This window comes from Bacillus sp. T3 (genome assembly GCF_033449965.1).
GTDB lineage: Bacteria > Bacillota > Bacilli > Bacillales > Cytobacillaceae > Bacillus_BU.
The window spans coordinates 1,704,425-1,728,147 of record NZ_CP137761.1; the positions used below are offsets into that span (position 1 = coordinate 1,704,425).

General features: G+C 35.9%; 18 protein-coding genes and 9 pseudogenes. 24 read left to right on the forward strand and 3 right to left on the reverse strand.

Annotation, left to right across the window (positions count from 1 at the left end):
- Positions 1–374 precede the first annotated feature (374 nt).
- The 14 genes and pseudogenes from RGF10_RS08830 (at position 375) to RGF10_RS08895 (ending at position 14,779) form a co-directional block, all read left to right on the forward strand.
- Positions 375–1,354: pseudogene (locus tag RGF10_RS08830) on the forward strand (S66 peptidase family protein).
- Between the two features lie 140 nt (positions 1,355–1,494).
- Positions 1,495–2,858 (forward strand): annotated as a pseudogene (locus RGF10_RS08835) (aspartate aminotransferase family protein).
- A pseudogene (locus RGF10_RS08840) lies at positions 2,859–3,550 on the forward strand (CoA transferase subunit A).
- Positions 3,535–4,196 (forward strand): annotated as a pseudogene (locus RGF10_RS08845) (3-oxoacid CoA-transferase subunit B). Before RGF10_RS08840 ends, RGF10_RS08845 begins: the two co-directional pseudogenes overlap by 16 nt.
- A 17-nt stretch (positions 4,197–4,213) precedes the next feature.
- Positions 4,214–5,485, forward strand: a pseudogene (locus RGF10_RS08850) (peptidase).
- A gap of 34 nt (positions 5,486–5,519) precedes the next feature.
- Complete coding sequence (gene ablB / locus RGF10_RS08855) at positions 5,520–6,380, forward strand: putative beta-lysine N-acetyltransferase (protein ID WP_318508677.1); 861 nt, start codon at positions 5,520–5,522, stop codon at positions 6,378–6,380.
- A gap of 103 nt (positions 6,381–6,483) precedes the next feature.
- Positions 6,484–7,872: a sigma-54 interaction domain-containing protein gene (locus RGF10_RS08860; RefSeq protein ID WP_318508678.1), complete on the forward strand. Its 1,389-nt coding sequence runs from the start codon at positions 6,484–6,486 to the stop codon at positions 7,870–7,872.
- A 107-nt stretch (positions 7,873–7,979) separates the two neighbouring features.
- Positions 7,980–9,425 carry a lysine 2,3-aminomutase gene (gene ablA / locus RGF10_RS08865; protein WP_318508679.1) on the forward strand — a complete coding sequence of 482 codons (1,446 nt, stop codon included), beginning with the start codon at positions 7,980–7,982 and terminating at the stop codon, positions 9,423–9,425.
- Positions 9,415–9,696, forward strand: a complete 282-nt coding sequence (locus RGF10_RS08870; RefSeq protein WP_318508680.1) for a YokU family protein — start codon at positions 9,415–9,417, stop codon at positions 9,694–9,696. Before ablA ends, RGF10_RS08870 begins: the two co-directional genes overlap by 11 nt.
- Before the next feature lie 425 nt (positions 9,697–10,121).
- Positions 10,122–11,369 (forward strand): hypothetical protein, encoded by a 1,248-nt coding sequence (locus RGF10_RS08875; RefSeq protein WP_318508681.1) that lies wholly within the window; start codon positions 10,122–10,124, stop codon positions 11,367–11,369.
- Positions 11,362–12,927, forward strand: a complete 1,566-nt coding sequence (locus RGF10_RS08880) for an AAA family ATPase (RefSeq protein WP_318508682.1) — start codon at positions 11,362–11,364, stop codon at positions 12,925–12,927. Before RGF10_RS08875 ends, RGF10_RS08880 begins: the two co-directional genes overlap by 8 nt.
- Positions 12,928–13,446: 519 nt before the next feature.
- Positions 13,447–13,869, forward strand: a complete 423-nt coding sequence (locus RGF10_RS08885) for a hypothetical protein (protein ID WP_318508683.1) — start codon at positions 13,447–13,449, stop codon at positions 13,867–13,869.
- Positions 13,870–14,055: 186 nt separating this feature from the next.
- Positions 14,056–14,509 (forward strand): annotated as a pseudogene (locus tag RGF10_RS08890) (lysine 2,3-aminomutase); the annotation flags it as partial.
- Positions 14,499–14,779 (forward strand): annotated as a pseudogene (locus tag RGF10_RS08895) (YokU family protein). The pseudogenes RGF10_RS08890 and RGF10_RS08895, both read left to right, overlap by 11 nt.
- 86 nt (positions 14,780–14,865) lie before the next feature.
- Here the strand turns inward: RGF10_RS08895 and RGF10_RS08900 are convergent.
- Positions 14,866–15,663, reverse strand: coding sequence for a response regulator transcription factor (locus RGF10_RS08900; protein WP_318508684.1), 798 nt, complete (start codon positions 15,661–15,663; stop codon positions 14,866–14,868).
- Between the two features lie 516 nt (positions 15,664–16,179).
- Between RGF10_RS08900 and RGF10_RS08905 the strand changes: the two genes are divergently transcribed.
- From RGF10_RS08905 to RGF10_RS08950, 10 genes and pseudogenes are all read left to right on the forward strand, one after another.
- Complete coding sequence (locus RGF10_RS08905; RefSeq protein ID WP_318508685.1) at positions 16,180–16,755, forward strand: cytochrome c3 family protein; 576 nt, start codon at positions 16,180–16,182, stop codon at positions 16,753–16,755.
- Between the two features lie 67 nt (positions 16,756–16,822).
- A complete protein-coding gene (locus RGF10_RS08910; RefSeq protein ID WP_318508686.1) occupies positions 16,823–17,641 on the forward strand; it encodes an FAD-dependent oxidoreductase in 819 nt (272 codons plus the stop codon).
- Positions 17,616–18,368 (forward strand): FAD-binding protein, encoded by a 753-nt coding sequence (locus RGF10_RS08915; RefSeq protein WP_318508687.1) that lies wholly within the window; start codon positions 17,616–17,618, stop codon positions 18,366–18,368. Before RGF10_RS08910 ends, RGF10_RS08915 begins: the two co-directional genes overlap by 26 nt.
- 145 nt (positions 18,369–18,513) lie before the next feature.
- On the forward strand, positions 18,514–18,891 hold the full coding sequence (locus tag RGF10_RS08920; RefSeq protein ID WP_318508688.1) for a NusG domain II-containing protein: 378 nt from the start codon (positions 18,514–18,516) through the stop codon (positions 18,889–18,891).
- Positions 18,892–18,919: 28 nt separating this feature from the next.
- Complete coding sequence (locus tag RGF10_RS08925; RefSeq protein ID WP_318508689.1) at positions 18,920–19,270, forward strand: Gx transporter family protein; 351 nt, start codon at positions 18,920–18,922, stop codon at positions 19,268–19,270.
- Positions 19,271–19,301: 31 nt separating this feature from the next.
- Positions 19,302–19,439, forward strand: a complete 138-nt coding sequence (locus RGF10_RS08930) for a hypothetical protein (protein WP_318508690.1) — start codon at positions 19,302–19,304, stop codon at positions 19,437–19,439.
- A 281-nt stretch (positions 19,440–19,720) separates the two neighbouring features.
- Entirely contained in the window at positions 19,721–20,254 is a 534-nt protein-coding gene (locus tag RGF10_RS08935) for a hypothetical protein (protein ID WP_318508691.1), read from the forward strand.
- 210 nt (positions 20,255–20,464) lie between these two features.
- Complete coding sequence (locus tag RGF10_RS08940; RefSeq protein WP_412176693.1) at positions 20,465–20,716, forward strand: DMT family transporter; 252 nt, start codon at positions 20,465–20,467, stop codon at positions 20,714–20,716.
- A gap of 253 nt (positions 20,717–20,969) precedes the next feature.
- A pseudogene (locus RGF10_RS08945) lies at positions 20,970–21,326 on the forward strand (lysine 2,3-aminomutase); the annotation flags it as partial.
- An 85-nt stretch (positions 21,327–21,411) separates the two neighbouring features.
- Positions 21,412–21,504 (forward strand): annotated as a pseudogene (locus RGF10_RS08950) (YokU family protein); the annotation flags it as partial.
- Between the two features lie 218 nt (positions 21,505–21,722).
- On the opposite strand, the gene RGF10_RS08955 reads toward RGF10_RS08950, so the two are convergent.
- Both RGF10_RS08955 and RGF10_RS08960 read right to left on the reverse strand, forming a co-directional pair.
- The gene (locus RGF10_RS08955; protein ID WP_318508692.1) at positions 21,723–21,947 is read right to left on the reverse strand and encodes a TyrR/PhhR family helix-turn-helix DNA-binding protein; all 225 of its coding nucleotides are present in this window, start codon (positions 21,945–21,947) and stop codon (positions 21,723–21,725) included.
- Positions 21,948–22,111: 164 nt separating this feature from the next.
- Entirely contained in the window at positions 22,112–23,494 is a 1,383-nt protein-coding gene (locus RGF10_RS08960; protein ID WP_318508693.1) for a sigma 54-interacting transcriptional regulator, read from the reverse strand.
- Positions 23,495–23,723: the final 229 nt, after the last annotated feature.

Sequence of the window (23,723 nt, forward strand, 5' to 3'; positions counted from 1 at the left end):
GGCAGTGTGATTCTGATATGGAATCATACTGTTTTTTATTTGGATTGGCTCAACCAGAATTGTGTCGGTGGCATTTATTATGTCGGCGGACATCTGGTCCTCTATTTTGACCAAAAGGGTTGTTTTAACAGGCTAGTCGGACACTGGGTACCTTATTCGATAAAAAGTGAGCCTGATAGATTTGTTTTTAACTAAATAAGACACCTCATGTCCGCGAAGAGTAGAAAAAGAAGGGATCAATCAAGAATAAGGTCCCGTATGTCCGCGTAGACACACGAATTCAGAACGAGTGCTCTAAGCTTTTTGTTGTATCAAGCGTGTCCTTGCATACGGTGGTATAATACATTTGTTAGGTTCATATTGGGAGGGATCGTATGTTTGCGCCGAAGCTCCAGCCAGGAGATGAAATAAGAATTATTGCGCCATCAACAAGCATGGCCGTGGTCAAGGAGAAACAAATTGAAAATGCAGTAAGCCGCTTAAACAAATTAGGATTTACTATTTCGTATGGTAAACATGTTTATGTTCACGATGAATTTTTTAGCTCGTCAATCGAAGAAAGGCTAGAGGATTTACATGAAGCATTTCTAAACCCGAATGTTAAGGGGATCCTGACCGGGATAGGTGGCTACAATAGCAACGCGTTACTAAAATACATAAATTATGATGTAATCCGCAATAATCCAAAAATATTTTGTGGGTACGGAGATACGACTGCATTAAGCTTAGCCATTTACGAAAAAACCGGTTAGTCACTTATGCTGGACCACATTTTACAAGCTTTGGTATAGCTGAAGGATTGGATTATACGTTGCAGTCCTTTATAGATGCAGTAACAAATGACTCACCCTTTGAAATCACGCCATCACCTTTTTGGAGTGATGACGCTTGGCATGTAGAACGTGAAAACCGAGCTTATTTCGAGCAAAGTCACTATCAGGTAATTCAAGAGGGACAAGCTGAAGGACGTTTAATTGGTGGTAATTTAGCCACAATCAATCTTCTACAAGGGACTGAATTTATGCCTTCTCTTAAAGATTCGATTTTGGTTATTGAAGACGATCTCGAAGTACATCCTCATCGTTTTGATCGTAATCTGCAGGCTTTGCTCCATTTACCGGAAGCTGGGCAAATAAAAGCAATCTTAATAGGTAGATTCCAACGGGATTCAAATATGACGGAGGCAGCCCTAGCACAAATTATTCGCTCAAAGCGAGAGCTCAGCGGCATCCCCGTGATTGCAAATGTTAATATCGGTCATGTTCAACCGATTGCCACAGTGCCAATTGGATCAGTAGCAACGATTCAAGCCGTTGGCAATAAAACAGAAATCACAATTGATCAAGTAGAATAATTCAAAATAATGAACCTTCCTTCAACAGACCCACATAAGTGTGTCTGTTTTTTTCATGTCTATTCGCTGGCATTCATATAATGAATTAGTATGAGATTTTTCCCTTTTGTGTGCTTTCGATGAGGAAACGGAGTGAGAAAATGGAGCAGTCTTATTTAATAAAACCCCTTTTGGACGCAAGCCTACCAGTGATTGATTATGGAGAAGGTATATTTTTGTATGATAAAAATGGAAAAAGGTATCTGGATGCTTGTTCAGGAGCCGTAACGGCCAATATTGGTCATGGAGTACCAGAAATTATTGAAGCAATGCGAAAGCAATCTGAAAAGGTTTCATTTGTCTATCGTGCACAATTTACAAGTGAACCGGCCGAAAACCTAGCGAAAAAGATCGCGAATCTGGCCCCAGGTGACTTGAATTGGAGTTTTTTTGTGAACAGTGGCTCGGAGGCCACCGAAACCGCGATGAAAATTGCGATTCAGTTTTGGCAGGAAAAAGGGATGAAGTCGAAAACGAAAATCCTGTCAAGATGGGTTAGCTATCACGGGATTACGTTCGGGGCACTATCCATGTCAGGACACCCGGGTCGAAGAACTCGCTTTGAAGCTCACCTTGAAGATTGCCCTGTAATCAATCCTCCTTATTGCTACCGTTGCCCATATCTATTGACCTCAGATCAATGTGAGAATAAGTGTGCACATGAATTGGAGTTGGCCATTCAGCGGATTGGTGCAGATCATATTGCTGCATTTATTGCCGAACCAGGTAATTGGGGCTGCTGGTGGTGCGATTACACCTCCAAAAGACTATTATAAGGTGATAAAAGAAATATGCGCCCGCCATAATATTTTGTTCATAGCGGATGAAGTCATGACCTGGGCTCGGGCGGACTGGTTCTTTTTTAGCCTGTGAACAGTGGGGCGTAATACCTGATATTGTTGCTTTAGGGAAGGGGCTAGGAGCTGGCTATACGACGATTGCTGCGACACTTGTTAGTGATAAAGTAATGGACCCTATCTTGCAAGGCTCGAAGGTGATTATGAGCGGGCATACCCTTAGTGCCAATCCCCAGACTTGTGCCACCTCTTTAGCCGTCCTTGAGTATTTGGAGCAAAAACAGCTAATCCAGCAGGTGGAAACAAAAGGCATATATTTAAGAAATCTTCTCGTAAAGCTAATGAATCAATTCGACTTCATTGGTGACGTCAGAGGTAAAGGATTATTACTCGGAATCGAATTGGTAAAAGACCGTACATCAAAACAACCTTTTCCAAGAGACTTACAGGTGACGAAAACGCTGATTGATATCGCTCAGGTAAATGGACTCCTTATTTATCCAGCAGGATCAGGCTTGGATGGAATAAGCGGTGATGCCATCATTATTTCCCCACCCTTTACCATTACAAAAAGAGAAATCGAAGAATTAATCCGCATCTTAACCACTACCTTTACAACATTCAAACAGTTGCACCAACAATGCCAAACGAACAAAGGTGAAATCTAAATGGATAACACATTTGGAAAAATCATGACCATAGAAGAGTCAAGGCAGTATTTTTTTGACGGGATGGTTTTAATGTTTGGTGGGTTCGGTGGGATTGGCTCCCCCCAACCTTGATAGACGAAATTATACGATCTGAGTTAAAAAACCTCACTTTAATTGGAAATGATACTGGTTTTCCAAACATCGGAATTGGAAAAATCGTCAGCAATGGCCAAGCAAAAAAAGTGATTGCCTCTCATATTGGTTCAAACCCTGTTGCAGGTAAATTAATGACGGAAGGGAAGCTAGAGGTAGAGTTTTCGCCCCAAGGAATCCTCGCTGAAAGAATAAGAGCAGGTGGTGTCGGGATTGGCGGAATCCTAAGTGATATTGGGCTCGATAATGAAGTGGTGACAGCTTCTAAACCTCAAATTTACTTTAACGGAAAAACGTATCTCGTAGAATCACCCTTAACTGCAGATGTATCAATTGTCTATGCAAAAAAAGCAGATCCGTTTGGGAATCTAGTGTATGACAAAAGTGCGCGTAATACCAATCCACTTGTCGCAATGGCCGGAACCTTGACGATAGCGGAAGTCGAGGAAATCGTTCCGCTAGGCAGCATAAATCCAGAAGAAATCGAAACACCTGGGATATTTGTGAACAAATTGATTCAATCGAAGGGGGTGAACTGGAAGTGGGCATGGGAATAAATATCCGTGAACAAATGGCGAAAAGGGCGGCCAAGGAAATAACAACGGGAATGATTGTGAACTTAGGAATTGGAATTCCGTCATTAGTTCCAAATTACATTCAGGATCAAACAGTTTTATTTCAATCTGAAAATGGAATTTTGGGGATGGGGCCAACTCCGCAACTAGGCTTGGAAGATGAAAACCTATGTAATGCGGGTGGGTTCCAGGTAACAGTTGTCGAGGGAGCGTCATACTGTGATAGCTCGATCGCGTTCGCGATGATCCGCAGGGGAAAATTGATTTAACGATTCTCGGTGCGCTCGAGGTAAGTAAAAAAGGGGATTTGGCTAATTGGATTGTGCCTGGTAAAAAGGTGCCGGGTATGGGAGGCGCGATGGAATTAGCCCAAAAAGCCAAACGGGTCGTCGTCCTGATGAGTCACACAGATAAAAGCGGGAACCCAAAAATTGTTGATCAATGTCATTTGCCATTAACGGCCGCAGCTTGTGTTGATATGATCATCACAGAAATGGCAGTGTTCGTCATAAATCAAGGGGAATTGGTGCTAAAGGAGTTATTTGCTCCTTATACACTGGAGGACGTTAAAGCAAACACGGCTTGCGCATTTTCGATTGGAGCAGAATACGATAGCCATTTTAAATGAATCAGAGGAGTGATAGGATGGAACCTCATGAAATCTTGGTGAAACGATGGCTGCAAAATAACAAAAGTAGGGGAGTAGCTCTCCTGCAAAAGCTAGTTCAAGAGGGGAGTGTTAGGGGGAAGGAGAGCAGTGCCCAAGCTGTCGTAATCGAAAAATGCCGTGAACTGGGCTTGAAGCTGGATATTTGGGAGATTGGAGATCAGAAGCTTTATCAACATCCGAAATTTTGCTCAGACCTGGAAAAATTTTAGCGGAAATCCTAATGTTGTAGCCATTGCCCAAGGAAGAGGTGGAGGGCGGTCGCTTATTTTAAATAGTCATATCGATGTTGTACCAGAAGGCGATTTGACAAATTGGGATGATGATCCGTTTAGTGGGATAATTCGAAATGATAAACTATTTGGCAGGGGTTCATCAGACATGAAAGGAGGAACCGCTGCTCTTTTACTTGCTTTAGAAGCGATTCGTGCTAATGGAATCCAACTTAAGGGGGACGTAATCTTTGAGAGTGTGATTGAAGAGGAAAGCGGTGGAGCCGGTACACTTGCGACTTTAATAAGAGGATATAAAGCAGATGCTGCAATTATTCCTGAACCTACTAATTTAAAATTTTTTCCAAAACAACAGGGCTCAATGTGGTTTCGAATTACGATTCAAGGTAAAGCTGCCCACGGCGGGACGCGATATGAGGGTACAAGTGCCATTGAAAAAGCAATGCTGGTGCTGGAACAACTGCGCAAGCTAGAAGAGGAACGGAATAAAAAAATAACCGACCCTTTATATAAAAATATAAAAATCCCAATTCCAATCAATATAGGTAAAATTAATAGCGGAGATTGGCCGTCATCCGTCCCTGATTTAGCTGTAATCGAAGGGAGAATGGGAGTCGCTCCTAATGAGAGAATGGAGGATGCGGAAAAAGAAATGGAGAAAGCACTGAAGGAATTATCCGAGACAGACAGCTGGTTTGCCCTGCACCCGCCACAAATCGAATGGTTTGGTGGACGTTGGTTGCCAGGTAATCTTGAAGTCGAGCATCCATTAATTCGTGTCGTTTCAAGTTGCTATGAATCGGTTATGAACGAAAAAGCGGTGATTGAAGCATCACCATGGGGAACAGATGGGGGATATTATCGCAGGTTGGGCAAATTCCCGTGATTGTTTTTGGACCTGGTGTTACAGAGGTTGCCCATGATGCAAATGAATATATCATGCTAAATGACGTACAAATCGCGGCTGAAATTATTGCATTAGCGATTCTGCGTTGGTGTGAGGTAGCAAATGAATGACAGTTAGCTAGTTGGAAGAATGGAGGAAAAAGCAGTGGGTGAAGAAGCAAAAATCAAAAGGATGCAAGGTGCAACCTATCAACTGGAATTATACATCGACCCCTTTAATAAACGAGTTCGTGTCGATGATTATCGCGGCAATATCGAGAAAGTGATACAACAAGCGGAATTTGCTGCCGAAGCAAATGGAGCGGAGAAATTAATCTGCAAGGTGCGAAAGGAGCATTTTACTGACTTTATTGAATCCGGTTTTCTTTGTGAAGCAAAATTAGATGGTTATTTTCTAGGTTCAGATGCTTATTTTTTTTGCAAGTACTATTCTACTGAACGGCTTGAAAATGAACAATGGATCTTTGAGGATCAAATCATCAAAAATGTGTCCCTGTTACAACGCAATAATAAAGACAGCAGGCTAGAACTGGATGTTCCCGTTCGCAAAGCAACCAAAGACGATGTGAACGCATTAGCGAAACTTTATCGAGAGGTCTTCCAAGTGTATCCGACCCCGCTTCATGAACCTGAATATATTGAGAAAACGTTGAAGGACGGAACGATTTATTACGTCATTGAGCAAAGCGGAGAATTGATTAGTGCAGCATCTGCAGAGGTCAATACTTTCTATAAAAATGCTGAATTAACCGATTGTGCTACTCTTTCAAACCATCGTAAGCATGGATATGTTAAGGTTTTGCTGCAAAAGCTCGAGGAAGAACTAGTTCAAAGCGGAATTTATTGCTCCTATTCTCTTTCAAGAGCCCAATCGTTTGGGATGAATGCAGCGTTCTATCAGCTTGGCTATCAATATCGAGGCCGTCTTTTGAATAATTGTTTTATCTATGATCAAATCGAAAATATGAACCTTTGGGTAAAGGATTTAGCTAAGGTTAGTGAGTGAGATGTTAAAAAATATTTTCGAAAAATTTTGTGCTGTTTTTTCGGCACGGAAATGACAGATTTTCGGCACCATTTCATATACTTATATGGGATGGTGAGGAAGAATGCTGGAGTATTACAATGTCACAAAAGAAGTATTAGCATCGATTTTAAAAAGTATCGATGAAGCGATTCATGTGGTGAATATAGAGGGTATCTCCGTTTTTTATAATGAAGTGGCTGCAAAGCACGATGGACTTAGTGTCCACGAGGTTCTAGGAAAACCCGTTCTCTCTGTCTTCCCCTCCTTAAATGAAAAGACCAGTACGCTCCTAAACGTGTTACAAACCAAACAACCCATTTACAATCAGCCTCAATCCTATGTCAATCTGCATGGCAAAAAAATCGAAACGATGAATACGACGCTTCCTATATTTGACCAAGGAAAGATCATTGGTGCTGTTGAAATTGGGAAGGATTATTCACGGATTAAACAGCTTTATGAAAGATTGCTAGATTTAGAAAATGGCTTTAAAAAATCTCAGGCTGTTGTAAAAAAACGAGTTCAATATAGTTTAGAAGATCTAAAAACAGTCAATCCGGCCTTCATCCACTTAAAGGCAGTAGCCAAAAAATTAGCTCGTTCTTCTTCCCCGATTATTGTCTATGGTGAGAGCGGAACAGGGAAAGAATTGTTTGTTCAAGGAATTCATGATGCTTCAAAGCGAAGGGATGCACCCTTTATTGCGCAAAACTGTGCTGCGATTCCGTCGAATCTGCTCGAAAGTATTTTGTTTGGAACGGCAAAAGGGAGCTATACTGGAGCCATCGAACGTCCTGGACTGTTTGAACTGGCAAATGGTGGCACCCTATTCCTTGATGAACTTCACGCCATGCCGATTGAGCTTCAAGCAAAGCTATTGAGGGTCATTGAGGATGGGGTTGTTAGAAGGGTTGGAAGTACAAAAAACGTATCGTTTGATGTTCGCATCATTGCGGCGATGAATCTACATCCCTTAACAGCCGTAGAACAAAATAAACTGAGGCCTGATTTATTTTACCGTCTTAATGTTCTTTCGATTGAGCTTAGTTCACTGCGAGAACGAGCGGAGGATATTCTTTTTCTTGCTGATTATTTTATTGAACATTATAACCAAATTCTCGATAAAAGCGTGAAAGGACTCCGGCCGGAGGTTGAAAAAATATTTATCGACTATAGCTGGCCAGGGAATGTGCGTGAATTAAAGCACTGCATTGAATACATGTTAAATGTATCGGACCATGACTTGCTCGACCTTGGGGATTTGCCCATATTTTTAAAGCAGTCGCCAATGCATTCGCACCGAAATAAGCCAGAAAATCTTTCTTTACGAGAGCATATTGAGGATTGTGAAAAAAAGTTAATATCCAAGGCACTATCCTTATCAAGCGGAAATGTAAAGAAGGCTGCAAGTCTGCTCGATATTCCAAGACAAACGCTACAATATAAAATGAAAAAATATGGTGCTGATTAATCGGCACTTTTATTTTTGGCTTATACCGGTTTCGCTGAGCTTCCTCTCCTGCACTTTTGGCATGAAATGTGCATGTAATAAAGTAGATATGTATGGGAGGAATGATCATGAAACAGACACTATATAAACCTGCACGTCATTGGAAGGATATTGAACTCTGGAAAAATGTTACCGAAGAACAATGGAATGATTGGCTTTGGCAGCTTACCAATACAGTTAGAACATTAGAGGATTTACGGAAGGTAATCAATTTAACAACAGAGGAAGAGGAAGGTGTTCGAATCTCAACCAAAACGATTCCGCTAAATATTACACCCTATTATGCCTCGCTAATGAATCCCGATGATCCTCGTTGTCCGATTCGGATGCAATCAGTGCCGATTGGAAAGGAAATTAATAAAACAAAATATGATCTCGAGGATCCCCTTCATGAAGATGAAGATTCACCTGTTCCAGGCTTAACACACCGTTATCCTGACCGCGTACTATTTCTTGTTACAAATCAATGCTCGATGTATTGTCGCTATTGTACAAGAAGAAGATTTTCAGGACAAATTGGTATGGGTGTTCCGAAAAAACAAATTGATGCGGCAATTGCTTATATTCGTCAAACACCTGAAGTCAGAGATGTCCTTCTGTCAGGTGGGGATGGATTGTTAATAAACGATAATATTTTGGAATACATCATAAAAAGCCTACGAGAAATTGATCACGTCGAGATCATTCGCATTGGAACTAGAGCCCCTGTTGTCTTTCCGCAAAGAATCACCGAAAATCTATGCAATATCTTAAAAAAATACCACCCTATCTGGCTAAATACCCATTTTAATACATCCATTGAAATTACTGAGGATTCAAAACGAGCATGTGAAATGCTTGCAAATGCCGGAGTGCCGGTTGGAAATCAATCAGTTATCCTCGCCGGCATAAATGACAGTGTACCAATTATGAAAAAACTAATGCATGACCTCGTCAAAATACGTGTTCGTCCTTACTATATTTATCAATGTGATTTATCAGAAGGAATAGGTCACTTCCGCGCACCGATTTCTAAAGGATTAGAAATTATTGAAGGGTTAAGAGGACACACCTCAGGCTATGCCGTGCCAACATTCGTCTGTGATGCACCTGGTGGGGGCGGGAAGATTTCGTTGCAACCAAATTATCTTATTTCACAAAGTGCGGATAAGGTAGTGTTGAGGAATTTTGAAGGTGTGATCACGTCCTATCCAGAACCGCAGAACTATGTACCAGGTACAGCGGAAGATTACTTTAAAAGTGTTTACTCAGAATATGAAAAGTACCGATCAAACGTTGGTATATCCGCGATCATGAATGATAGTAAATTCAACCTCATTCCAGAAGATCTTCATCGTCTAGATAGAAGGCAAAAGTACCAGGTAGACCCGAATCATACTTCACTAAAGGATAAACGCGAAAAACGGGACGAATTAAAAGAAAAGAAATTTAAAGCGCAGCAAAAATCAGTCAATAGTAAAGATGAAAAAAATAAAATAACGGTAAATGAAAAGGTGATTCGGGATGGCGATTAAATGTGAGTGGTGTGGCGGAAACGCAAGCAACGGTGAGAACACGGTTTACTGGGAGCTGCCCGATGGATCAAGGGCGATTGAAATAACGATGACACCGGCGTTTATATGCCAGGAATGTGGCATGGTGTATCAGAGCGAGAACATTATTAAAGAAATTGAAGATCAATTATTTTTAGTTGATACAAAACTAATCGGAAATTCAATTAGTTTTAAGGAATTAATGATATTACCTAGATTGTTGAAGAAAAATTATTTCGATTTTTCTTCTTAAAGATTCTTTCAAACTAATAAATGGCACTCAGAAATGGGTGCCATTTTTACATTTTTATTAAATTTCTTTCATATTCAGCAATAAGGCCATATTCTTGAATAACACATATATAGAAAATCGGAATAGGTGAAAGATTGTAAGGATTTCGATTTAAACTTCTCAGACAATTCAATAGTTATCCACAAATAAACTGGGATTTTATAGTAAAATAAAAACTAGATATAAATAAACTCAAAACACAGAATTTATTTTGGAGGAAATTTCGGTAGTAAAAAATAGCTATTGATAAATTATTTCATGAACTTATTTACATTAAATAAAAAGCACATCTAATGCCTATGAATGGTGTCATATGAAATTATTTGAGTTTTTGCAGTTATTGAATACTAGTTTAGTGCAAAATAAGCAAACTTGGAGGTTAAAGAGTGAAGGATGATAATAATGAAGTTATCTCCAATAAATTACGTATAATTGTAGGAATTATATTTATGGGGTTACTTTCGATAAAATTATATAGCTACATACAAAGTTCAAGTTTCGAAAAGTACTGGGTGTTGATACCATTTTTGCTTTTTCTAATAACGTATATAGCTAAAGAATTATCTAATAAAAATGTAATTTCAGTATTTAGTTTACTTCTTATAACGATTTTTTCGACTATCATTCTGGGATTTATAGCCAAAATAAGCATTATTAATAATATCTATCAGGTGCACGAAGAATCAGTATTAGTGTTTTCATTTTTTATTTCTTTAATCTGTTTTGCAATGATTTCATATAGAAACAGGAAACCATTGGATATTATGACTGAAGACAAAGATGAGTTGTTTAATTTATTTTACATTAATACATCCAAAGTCCATGAAATAGCGATGTTAATTGATAATAAAATTATGAAAACTATTGAGAGAGACCAAAGTTCTCAAGAAATACTAAAGTCTCAAGTATCAATGAATGTCAATAAGTCTGGTGTTGGAGGAACTTCAATAAATCGATATATAGAAAATAATAACAAGAAAAGTGTTTATGAAAGTTTTGAAGTGAAGACAACTAAATCAATTATGCTGAGAAAGATATATTCATCTATCGAAAATAATGTTACAAATATCCAGAAACTAGGAAACATCGTACTATTTAAAAATATTGAATTAGAACAACGAAATACTGATGATACTGTAATGGTATTAAATGTTTTGAAAGATGGGGGAATGAAACAGCTATCGAAAGATGATGATTTCGAGTTAAACATCTCTAAAATGATGGAAGAAATGTTAGATGATTTTTCTATAGATTACACATTTAAACACAAAAAAAATAACTATTTGATTAGAATTCCTTATAAATCTAAGGAATATTTTGAAAATAGCTACTCTCATAATGATTTGCAATTAGGGAAGCTTAGCATCATTGGTATATATAGAGGAGAAATAGACTTTTCCAAGATAGAAAGCATTTCATCGAAGTTTCTAGAGTTATTTTCAGAGTCATACAAGACTGAGTTACAACGAAATAATAATATAAATGGCGGTTTATTACTGAGTGTTCAACCAAATTCGGGGAAAGAACATGAGTTTAAAATCGAGTATCATAAACTTGATGGGAAGTATCATTTAATTGACTTAATAGCCATAATTCAAGAAATCAACATCAAAGGTGGTGAATTAAGTGGATAAACTTCTATACATTTATGATAGTAAGTACATAGATACATTAAAAGACGAATTAGTAGATTTTGATTTTGTTACTTTAACTTCAATAGTAAGAGAATGTGGTCAGGTGAGTGAAATATACAGATTAGATATTTCACAGCATGTAATTGATTTAACGACTTTTTTCTTTGATACGTGTAACAATAGATGGCACCTTGGTGTATTGGAAGAATATATCATTGAAATGCATAATCAAATTGAACATGTTATATTCTCTTTAGCTAAAACTGAAGAGCAAAAATTTATGGACACATATCCATTTTTATTTTCTAAAGAAAGTATTCATTATTGTCAAGTAGAAGACGAAGGAAACGAAACGAAAGATCAAGAGTCTAAAGAAATCATTTCAATTAATTCGAATACAAATGAAATTCTCATATATGAAAACATTAGTGATATTTATAACTGTAACAGTGAGATGAACATATTTAATTTCTCTCAGCTTGTTAAAGACTTTAATGGTCTTAATGCTAATTTTAATTTTGAGAAAATAAAAGAAGATATTCACTACTTAATTGATCTAACGACTTTAGTTGAGTATCTTAGATACAGGAAGGATCAAGTCTTTATATATGAATTGATTTTTAATAATTTAATGGGGAATGAAAATATTAGGTACCTGATCCATGATAAATCTGTAAATACTATGAATGAAATATTCCCATTTATCTTCAAAGAACAGAAAATATTTGATGAAAAAGTTATCGATACATGCATAACAAGTGAACCAACTGATCATAAAATAAGCTTATCTGAAGATATTGATTTAATAACTAGCACTCTAAGTAAGCAATTACAAGGACACAATGATTTTAAACATGCATTTAAGTCTAATTTGCTAAAGTTCAAATTATTAAATAGGATAGGACGACGCAAAATTATGTCTATATTCATATGTGGAAAATCAGGTATTGGTAAAACAGAATTTGCTAGATTACTTTCTCAGATTATGTATCCAACTGAAGAGCAGATTAAACTTAATTTTGGTAATTACTCAAGTGAAGGCGTTTTGAACAGCCTTATCGGGTCTCCATTAGGTTATGTTGGAAGTGAAAAGGGAGGAGAATTGGTTAATAAAATTAATGAATCAGGATCCAAAGTTATACTGATCGATGAATTTGAAAAGGCTGATGAAAAAGTGTTCAATTTCTTCTATGAGTTGTTAGAAGATGGTCAATTTACAGATAGAGAAGGACACGTACATGATCTGGACGGTTATATAATAGTATTCACATCAAATCTTAATACGGATAATTATCACACACATATACCAGAACCACTACATTCAAGATTTGATATGAAATATTTTTTTACACCATTAATTGTAGATGAAAAATTACATTTTATCCAATCATATAGTTCTAAATTAGTTCAAAACTTGGAAGATGAATTTAGAATTAGTTTTGATAAAGATAATTTAAAAAATAAACTAATAGATTTAGTAGAATACGATAACTTACGGGATATCAAGAGAAATATTGAAGATATAATTATTTCTGAAATGGATTTAAACTCCATATAACACTGTCATTCCTTCATTAATGTAATATTTATACATATTTTTTAAGGTGTCTTACTAAACAAACGGGAGCGATTGTTGAATAGAAAGACTATTTCTTATGCAATGCAAGAATTAGATAAAACACTACTACATCATTTTATCTGCCACACCATTCCAACTATGTTGTCGTTACCAAAATAGGTTTAAAATAAGTAATTAGAGATGAACAAATTATTCATTTTATATAACAAGTTAATGTTTATAGTATTTAGTGATAATTTAATATAATAAATAGCAAAGAAAAGTATACATTAAAAAACGAGAGTGCAGCTTGTCACTTCTTAACTTTTAAGGCTACCTGGTATCTAATTCTCATTTAGCCTTAAAAAAGGAGGGCAAGCTTTTCTTATTGTCTAAGGAGTGGTTTCCTTTTAGGATTTTGAAGAAGCAGAGACTCTTGTGTGGGCTAAAAATACAGATTATACAAATGCACTAAAGTAAAATTGGTTGTAATATTTATAAAGAAAGAAGATGAAGAAAGTGAACAAATCGAAACTGTTGTCTTATGCCACAGGTGGTTTGTTATCTTTTATTGGGATCAGTGGAGTAATTGTTGGACTTTTGTTTGTAATAGAACCAGACGGAAGATGGGTGGGGGTGAACACGGATCTATTAAAGAATACACCATTCGTTAACTTTATGATTCCAGGAATCCTGTTATTTGCCGTCAATGGGGTCGGTAGTCTGATAGGCACTTTTTTAGTATTAAAAAAACACCATAATAATGGAATTGCCACCATCTTTTTAGGAGTAGCAATGATTATTTGGATTTCTGCAGAAGTATACTGGTTTGGTTGGATTAGTAGTGGGCTACAAATAACATTCTTAGTAGTCGGTGTGGTTGAGGTAGTTTTAGGATATTTCTTACATGAACAGGATCGTCATCGGGCACACATACATTAAATTAGTGGAGGTTTTTTGAAAACGTCTAGTTCTGGTGAACATGTGGAGTACGGGAAACATTTTGTAAATAGTCAATAACCAAAACAGGACAAATAGTCATTATGTCTAATTAAAGCTGCAAATCAAGATAATTATCTTCTTGTTTTGCAGTTTTTTGGTTATTTAAAAGTACTTACAATAAAAAACGCAGTCCCTACCTTCGTTTGTGACGCTCCTGGTGGGGGCGGGAAAATTGCTCTGCAACCGAATTATTTGATTTCTCAAAGTGCAGATAAAGTAGTGTTGAGGAATTTTGAGGGTGTGATCACATCCTATCCAGAACCACAAAACTATATCCCAGGCACAGCAGAAGTCTACTTTAAAGGTGTATATCCGGATTATGAAAAGTACAAATCCAATGTTGGAATATCCGCTATCATGAATGACGGTAAATTCAACCTCATTCCTGGAAGATCTTCATCGCCTTGATAGAAGGCAAAAGTACCAGCAAGACCCGCAGCATTCTTCCCTAAAGGATAAACGTGAAAAACGGGACGAATTAAAAGAAAAGAAATTTAAAGCTCAGCAAAAATCAGTCAATAGTAAAGATGAAAAAAATGAAATAACGGTAAATGAAAAGGTGATTCGGGATGGCGATTAAATGTGAGTGGTGTGGAGGAAACGCAAGCAGCGGCGAGAACACGGTTTACTGGAGCTGCCTGATGGTTCAAGGGCGATTGAAATTACATTGACACCGGCGATTATCTGCCAAGAATGTGACATGGTGTACCAGCTCGACGACATCATAAAAGAAATTGAAGATCAATTGTTTTTAGTAGATACAAGGAAAATAGGAAACTCAATAAGTTTTAAGGAGCTTAAGGAATTTCCTAGATTGTTGAAGAGAAACTATTTTGATTTCTCTTCTTAGGTTACAAGTTTTAGCACTCCGAGATGGGTGCTTTTTTTTTTGGAATATACTGCAAACAAGTAAAAAGTTCTGCATGAATTATTTTATTAAAAATAATTAAATGTACTTAACTTATAATTTTTCTCAGTGAATATTCTAATTAGTTTTGAGCGACAATTGATATTTATTTTTTTATATATGTGCTGCAGGTGTTTTTTTACTGTATCCTCACAAATAAACAAATTTTCACTAATTTCTTTGTTACTGTATCCCTTGCAAATAAGAATGATAATTTCAAATTCCCTTTGAGTCAGATTGTACTCTTTAAAAATTGTACCTTTAAGGTTAATTTGGTTTTTTCCTTGGGGGTGCAGTTGATACATGCGATGTGTTAAATGAGGTTTAATATAGTTTAATATAAAAACATCTCTATCTGAGAAATCTGAACTTCCCTTTTCTCTATATAAACAAACTACTCCTAGTAAAATGTTATCGTACACAATATTAAGTACACAACCATAATGCATACCTACAGGGCTATAAATTTTTTTGTAAATATCAGTGTTTTTACGAATAGAATCGGATAGGATATCTGTATCCCGAAAAACAGTCGAGTTTGGGAGCCAATACGCCCAGTTACCATAATCACCCTTTTGGATATTTTCATATTCAGAAAATAGATCATTAGGATTACTTATTCTTTCATAAGGATGCTTATAAACAATAGGGGTAATAAGCGTTTTTTGATTTTCTGCATTACTCCCAATGAAAAATGTTGCAATGTCAAAAGGAACTGCGCCCTCAAGTTTCTTTAAAAATGACATTCTCATTTCTTCATCGTTGGTAGAATTAATGTTGAGAATAATATCTGAAATAATTAACCATTCTTTATCCGAAAGTGTCAACAAATAAATCACCTTCCTTCTTAATCAAGTACTCTTGTATGTCATTCTATACACTAAGCTATATTTTACCCTCTTAATCTAGTTAAAAAGAAATTAATATTTGCCCAATTTTTGAAATATGCCATACGATTTTCTGAACCAGTTATCTAGTATCAATAACCTCTAATCACCATTAACCACACCTTATTTTTCCGCATTCTACTTGTAAGGCATGCTTTATATTCTCTACTATACCTTCAGATTAAATAAATTTCATATAAACATTATATAAATATCATTTTAAAAATGAATACCACTAAAGTGGTATAAATCGAGTGAAACTATGCTTTCGGACAATATTAGAGCTTTACAAAATACCATATACTCATTCATTAAGGGGTGTGTAAAAAATTTATAATTACGCGTAATTAAAGAAAACCAATTTAAACTTTAAATGAATTAATTGTGAATGCAGTTATGAATTATTGGGATCTTCCGAAGTGATTAAGCAATATTAAAAATGATTAGGAGTAGACAATGGAAAAAGAACATACAAAAACCAGTAAAAACACTAAAGTTAAGCTTTTAAGTAAACTGTCTAATAAAAAAATAATTTTTATCATGCTGATTACATTTGTTTTTTTAGGGATTGGCGGAATGGTAGGTGCAAAAGGAGTATTAAAGGCTAGCGATAAGCCATCATTTTGTACGAGCTGTCACAATATGCAGCCTATGTACGATTCCTATAAAAATAGTGATTTGCTAGCTAATTCCCATGCAAAGGCTAAGGATAAGGTAGTATGCCACGATTGTCATGAAAGTACTCTCGTTAAAAAGGCTTCAGAAGGTGTGAAATATGTAACAGGAGATTACGAGACTCCAATGAAAACTAGAAAATTTTCGGATGATATGTGTTTGAAATGCCATAAAATGAATGAAGTTAAGAGCAAGACAAATTTCGATGGTTCTAATCCCCATCAATCACATTTGGGGAAACTTGAATGTAGTAGCTGCCATAAAATGCATGAACCTTCAAAAGTATATTGTTCGAACTGTCATGAAAGTTCACTTTTATGGATGGAAAATCTTCCTGAATACTTTAAAAAACCGTAGTAGTTATAGATAGTCAAATTGAGAGAAAAGTTGTCTAACCGCTAAATCTTGCAAAAGGATTGATCATATGAATAGAAGGTTTGTAAGGAATAAATTGTTTACGATGATAACATTAATTATTTTGATTTTGTCCTTGTTATTACAGGGGTGTTCTGGGATAACTAATGATGAAAAATCCAGTACTGCTTTTAAAAATAAAACACTGAGTACAGATGTAGTAGTGGTGGGTTCCGGTGCAACAGGATTGTCAGCATCAGTCCAAGCGAAACAACTTGGTTTAAATGTTATTTTACTTGAGAAAAATGGCACAATTGGTGGTACCACTAATGTAGCTGAAGGGTATGGTGGTATAAATACTAACTTTGCTGTAAAAGCAGGATACCAATATAATGTAAAAGATATTTTTAATGATGCGGAGTCTTTTCATCATTGGGCAAATAATCCTGAGATTTTGCAGAAATATTATGAAAGCTCTGCAGAAACTGGAAATTGGTTAGAATCCTTAGGGGTAAAATTTGAAGGGATAATGGCAAATGGAGCTAATAAATATAATACGTGGCATTTTTATGAAGGGCTTGGAAAAAACGTTACCCATACTCTATCAGATAATGCAAAAAAAATGGGTGTTAAAATTTTGCTAGAAACTCGTGGAAAAGAACTAATTATGAAGGATGGTAAGGTTGCTGGTATTAAAGCTCAAAAAAGTGACGGTAGTAACTTAACAATCAAAGCGCCTGTCGTCATCCTAGCTACAGGCGGATATGCTGGCAATCCTGATATGGTAGAAAAATATGCAAAAGTTGATCCAGAACAAGTTGTAGATGCTGGTGTTCCAGGAAGAACCTGGAGATGGTATCAATATGGCTTTAAAAGTTGGAGCGTCTGATACTAGACTCAAAGGGTCTCTTATGGTCTTTGGTGCATATATGAAGGGATTAGATATTTATGGAGCTGTCAATTCATTCGGATGGGTGCCTGCTTTGCGAGTAAATCAGGATGGCAAACGTTTCGCAGATGAGTCCCTTTCATTGATTGATTGGGGAACAAACGGAAACATCCTAAAGCAACAAAGAGCTATATATCAGATTGTTTCGAAAGATACTTTAGACCATTATGTGAATGAAGGATTTCCAGATTGGATTGGAGAAATGCCTAACTTTTACGAAGAATTGGATAAAGTGATGAGAAATAAAAAGGGACGCATCTTTATCGCAGATTCTCTTGATGAATTATCAGATAAAATCAACGTGAATAAAACTCAATTAAAAGCCACTGTGGACCAATATAATGGTTACAGTAAAACAGGGGTAGATTTACAGTTTGGGAAAAACGCAGAATATTTATTACCGGTTGAAAATGGTCCTTATTATGCCTTTAAATATCAAACTGGTTACTTCGCTACCACTGATGGATTGGACGTTACAACGGATGCACAGGTATTAGATAAAAAAGGCAAAGTCATCCCGGGGCTCTATGCCGGCGGCGGTGATGCAGGTGGATGTAATGGGGAAACATATGATGTTAGTGTAGTTCCAGGTTCTCAACAAGGTTGGGCTGTAAATTCTGGACGCTTCGCCGCCAAACATGCTGCAGTATATCTAAAGCAAAAGTAAGATTTGCCCAAATATTTTAATTGGAAACAGTTATTGTAGAGTAATTGCACGATAGATAAATTGGCAAGGAAAATTCCTATCCCTTGCCAATTTATTATGTAAATTAAATAAATAATACAGTGATGAAGAGAGGAACTCCCAAATAATGAAAGTAATGTTCAAAATGAAACCTGGTGATATTTTATTAGTTTTTTTAGTGGTAATCTCGGTTTTAATATCACTATTTTGGATGGATTTTCACAATGAAGGCAAACAAACCAATCGCCTTATAGCAGACATTACTAGCAATGGAGAGGTTATTCAGAAGATTGACCTTAATAAAGTAAAAGCTTCCGAAACAATTACAGTAAAGAACAAAGGCTATGAACTAACCCTGGTTGCTGAAAAGGGGAAAATACGAGTTTTAGATGCAGACTGTCCTGATAAAATATGTGTTCATGCCGGATGGCTAATGGAGCAGGGGGATAATGCTATTTGCATGCCATCGGAGATTGTGGTCATGATTGAAGGGGAAGAAAAATGATCAACTTTTGGATATGAGGTAATTTTATATGAACAATAATAAAAAAAATGCCATCATCATTATATTAGTAACCAATGGGATTTTAATCTCTTTTTTGGAATCATTTATCCCCATTCCCTTGCCTGTCCCTGGAGTAAAGTTGGGACTTGGGAACATTATTACAATGATTGGGATAGCTTTCCTCGGATTGAAGGATGTCCTTTTTATTGTCATAGTACGTTGCTTAGTAGTCGCAATCTTTACCAGAGGTGTCGTAATGTTAGCCTTTAGTTTAAGTGGTGGTATCTTAAGTGCACTAGTAATGTGGTGCTTTTATAAGAAAGCATCGAGATTCTTTAGCTTGAAAGGGATTAGTATGACCTGGAGCTATTGTTCATAGTACGGTCCAGATAGTGGTGGCGTCTATCATCTTGGGACAAGGTATCATTATGTACTATCTTCCTATTCTTCTCATTTCTTCAATTGTTACTGGATTCATTACAGGTAAAATCGGGGAATTAACCATAAACGAAGTAAGGAAAAAAGGGGTTTTCACTGTTGGCAATTAAGTGGAAAGGATATTTTGGGCTATGGAAAATAAAGTGATGCAGATTCATCCAACTACCTTACTAAGAACAAAGTACACAGATATTGATGGACTTATTAAGTTTGTAGAAGCTATCATATTTGGGGGATAGTTTTTTTAATAGCAAAACCCATGAGCTTTTTCCTTTTATCCGTTTATTTATTGATTGTCACCTTTATTTCGAGAATAAATACACGAATGTTACTCAAGAGTTTGATATCCTATTGTTTTGTCTTTCTTTTTCCTTATCTTTTTGGAATTGGAATGAATACCCTTTTGTATGCGATTTTCAAAAATGATATATTTTCTTTTCAACAAGACTATGTTGAAATTTTTCTAAGACTTTACCAATTGTTAATGATATGGTATTTGAGTATTCTTTATTTTAATACAACTGATATGAAAACGATGCTTGGACTTTTTGATAAACTCTTGACTCCGTTAAAATTCCTTGGTGTTCCCATATCGGACTATATAAAAATTGTGATGTGCGTTATGCAAGAACTGGCGGAGATAGGATCGGAAGTTAAAAAGAGTTATAGAGAGCGTATGCGTCCTTTAGTAAGGAAAGACAAATGGAAGTATAACATTAATATAAAAGGAATATCTCAAATTATAGTATCCTTGATTGTAAATTCTTTTGATAAATTGGATAAAATTGAGGGATACGTTGAAAAATTAAATACAGATGAACTATGTGAATACAAATTTAAGCTATCCATCATTGATGTTGTCTTTTTATTAATCTTTTTTGTATTGGTCTCATTAATTGTAATGGTAGAGAAAGGGTTTTTTTAGATAATTTATACTCCCATCTTGGGTATCTTTCATGATTTGAAGTGTGTGGGAAAAATCCGTCAAGAATACACTAAATCCACGCTCAATGTTTTTTGGTGAACCTTTCCGGTGGACAAAAATATTGTTTATTCTCTTGCTCCTATCTAATGTAATTGGATTGAAAATGTTCACAATTGAATCGAACGAGAAAGAAGGTGCGGTTTAAACGGCTTGGTTATATTTGCGGGAGCTTTTGAAGTGGTCAAAGTAACAGGTATGAATAAAGTTGTTAGAGATAAAAACCTACAATGGTATATTGTTTTGTTTATCGGATTTATATGGAGTTTTGGTTTTCTGAATTTAGCTATGAGAACTCTCCCTATGGGAATGCCATATGCAGTATGGACAGGAATTGGAACTGTGGGAGGAGTAATTATTGGGATGTTGTTTTATGGAGAACCTAAAGATTTGAAACGAATTTGATTCATAGGAATAATCTTAACAGTAGTAGTTGGTTTGAAAATGACATCTTATATTAGTTTATTAAAGAAAGGCTGCCGAAAACAGGTGACTTTCTTCTTTAACTAGGACATTTTTTTAACAAGAAATAAATATTTACAGCATATAAGCAGCCATGTTTCCATAAGTATGCTGTTTTTTTAAAAGGGTAAAAAAGTCAAGAGAGTTGTTTAAATAAAGCTTTATTGAAATATTGTTCATACTTGCAATAAAAAACGCAGTCCCTACCTTCGTTTTCGATGCTCCTGGTGGGGGAGGGAAAATTGCTCTGCAACCGATTTATTTGATTTCTCAAAGTGCAGATAAAGTAGTGTTGAGGAATTTTGAGGGCGTGATCACATCCTACCCAGAACCGCAGAACTATAAACCAGGCACAGCGGAAGGCTACTTTATAGGCGTATATCCTGATTATGAAAAGTACCAATCCAATGTTGGAATATCCGCCGTCATTAATGATAGTAAATTCAACCTCGTTCCGGAAAATCTTAAGCGCTTGGATAGAAGACAAAAGTACCAGCAAGACCCGCAGCATTCTTCGCTAAAGGATAAACGTGAAAAACGGGACCAATTATAGGAAAAGAAATTTAAAGCACAGGAATAAACAATCAATATTGAGGAATCCAAACCATCTAAAAATGAGTAGGTGATTCGTGTTGGAGATTAAATGTGAGTGGTGTGGAGGAACCGCAAGCAGCGGTGAGAACACGGTTTATTGGGAGCTGCCTGATGGGTCAAGGGCAATCGAAATTACGATTCTTTCAAACTTTTAAATGGCACTCAAACGAGGGTGCCATTTTTTCATGTTTATAAAATTATTCACTTATTCAATTATCGGGCCATATTATCCTATCTTTATGACAACGGAAAGGCCTAATTTCTCAATTTAATGCTGAAAAATTAGGCCTTTATTTTTTTACGCAACCGTAAAGTCCATCAATCAAAGAAAACTTATTAAGAAGCTAAACTTCGTTTAATCAGAATGTTGTAATTTATATTTCTGAAGTTTACGCATGATCGTTGTTTGATTTACATCAAGTGCTTTTGCTATTTTTCTTGTTGTCTTATACTCTGCCATAGCATAGGAGAGTATTTGTTTTTCTGTTTCCTCTATTGCCTTTTTTATTGGGATAATACCTGATACTTTGACTAAAGGCTGTTTGCCATCTCTGTTAAATTCGAAAGGTAAATCTTCCATTGTAATAACAGGTTTATCAGAAGTAACGACAATTTGTTCAATTAAATTTTCTAGTTCCCTGATATTTCCTTGCCACTCATGAAGTTGAAGAAAAAGTTTAGAGCCTTCATCAAATGCTACTGCTTGTGAATATTTTTTATTAAACTTATTTAGAAAGTGTTCAATTAATAATAAAATATCTTTTTTTCTCTCCTAAGTGGCGGGATACGAATAGGAACAACATGTAAGCGATAGTATAAATCCTGACGGAATGTTTTATTTTCGATCATCTCTTGCAAATTTCTATTCGTTGCGGAAATGATACGAATATCCACTTGTTTTTCCTTTGTACCACCAACCCTTGTGAAAGTTTTTTCTTGAACTAAATGTAATATTTTTACTTGGACATCTAAAGGCATTTCGCCAATTTCATCAAGAAATAAAGTACCGCCATTAGCCATTTCAACAAGTCCAGCTTTCCCATTTTTGTTCGCGCCTGTAAATGCTCCTGCCTCATACCCAAATAATTCAGATTCTATTAAATTTGGAGGAATGGCTCCACAATTAACTTTAATAAAGTTTTTATTTTTTCTAGGGCTTAATTCGTGAATGACCTTTGCTAAGACTCCTTTACCTACTCCTGACTCCCCGTGAATAAATATAGAAGAATCTATAGGGGCAACTCTCTTTGCCAATTCTATAACAGTGATCATTTTTTTCGATTGTGTAATAATTCTGTTGTAAAATATTGTCTTTTTAGAAATATTATCATCGTATATTTGTTGATTTATCATGGAATCGGCTTGAGTTAGTTTATTTCTCATTTGGACCAGTTCTGAAATATCCCGAGAATTAGATATGATACGATAAAGTTTACCTTCTTCATCAAAAATAGGTTTTGCTGTTGTAAAAACAGTTTTGCCATTAGGATAAACTTGCTCAGCATATTGTACTGTTTTAGTTTTTATCGTCTTTAAAGTAACAGAGTTAACAATGAGCCCTTTGTCCTCTAGGTCCTTAATGTTTTTATTAAGAAAAGCTTCCGGAGGAAGGCCTGTAAAGCGTTTGCATGCTTCACTTACAAATAGAGTGTTTCCATTTGCATCTGTTACATAGATTTCATCATAAGAAGAGTTAATAATTTCTATTAACTCCTTTTTCTTTTTCATTAATAAGTCCAGTTCGTCCCGTAGTGATTCATTCACGTTTAATAATCTACTTAATTCATGCTGATATTGAATGTTCTTTACTTCCAATGCTTTATAACATATATGTTGTTCATTGTTTTTTACAATAAAATAATTGTACCTGTCAATTTCCTCCACACTCAAATCTAAAATAGTACTTACCATGCAAAAACTGTAGTCTAGGTATGTACTGAGTGGCTGTTCATAGCCTTCCGCAGAAAGGTAATTCAAAAAACGTGCTTCATCCAAAATCCCTATTACTTTCAATGAGTTATTTACAACAAGAATGGGGAAGGACTCAAGTGCTAATAATTGTTTTAATTCTTTTAAACTTATATCAGAAAATACAGTTAAAGCTTTTTTTCTTTCTTCTAATTTCATAAGTGTCCCTCCGATTATTTTATTCAATACATAAACGTTATCGATTAATAAAGTTTTGATTTCTGCACCAGGATAAACTTTTCTTATATTGTTTTTATTATACATAATTTTTAGAATATTAGCACAAATAAATAATAAAAACGAACCGTAAATGCATTTCTTGATGCATTTACGGTTCGTTTTTTGAAAGCTTTATATAATTATTGAATATCTTTGAACGGTGAACCAA